1 pseudogene is annotated in these 763 nt (G+C 75.9%); it reads left to right on the top strand.

From position 1 onward, the window contains the following. Nucleotides 1-412: 412 nt before the first annotated feature. Nucleotides 413-763: pseudogene (locus CCN39_RS48645) on the top strand (ECF transporter S component); the annotation flags it as partial.

Raw genomic sequence — 763 nt, 5'->3', positions numbered from 1 at the left:
CCCGGGAGGCCGCGTCGAAGTCGGCCCCCGGGGCTTCCGGTCGGCAGCCCGCGCCGCCGCCGGTCCCCAGGGCGCCCGGAAGCCTGCGTCGAAGCCGACCCCCGCGGCTTCCGGTCGGCAGTCCTCGGCCGGTATCCGGGCGTGGCGGTGCCTGCCTGCGCCGAGCACCCGTGCCCGTGGGCGTGCGTCCGGGTGGCGGTGGAGGTGATTCCGGCGTGACCGAACTCCTCGGCCCATCGCTTCGCCCTGTCCGCCCGCCGACCCGCCCGGTCGGCAGCCTCCGGCTGGCACCCCAGCGCGCCGGCATCTGCCTGCGCCAACCAGCCGTGCCTGCCGGGGTGCGTCCGGGCGGCCGGGTGCCGGTAGAGGTGACTCCGGCACGCGGCTGGGTGGCGGTGAAGGTGACCCCGGCATGACCGACTTCCTCGGCCCACCGCCCCGCCCTGTCCGCCTGACTCCGCGGCCCGCGCTGGTTCTCACCGTCGCGAGCCTCCTCGGGCTGGCCATGTTCTGCTGGCCGCTGCTCGCCCACCCGCAGCCGACCGCGGCCGCGCACACCGCTGATGCCCCGTTCGTCTTCATGGCGACGCTGCCCGTGCTCATCCTCGTCGTGCTCGCCGAGCTGTCCCGTGGGGGCATCGACGCCAAAGCGCTCGCCCTGCTCGGTGTGCTCTCGGCCGTCAACGCCGGTCTTCGGCCGCTCGGGGCCGGGACCGGGGGGATCGAGCTGGTCTTCTTCCTGCTCGTGCTCGCCGGCCGCGTC

The sequence above is a fragment of the Amycolatopsis kentuckyensis genome (assembly GCF_002155975.1).
Classification (GTDB): domain Bacteria; phylum Actinomycetota; class Actinomycetes; order Mycobacteriales; family Pseudonocardiaceae; genus Amycolatopsis; species Amycolatopsis kentuckyensis.
The sequence above is the reverse complement of the archived record's forward strand: the minus strand, read 5'-3'. Positions and strand labels throughout refer to the sequence as shown.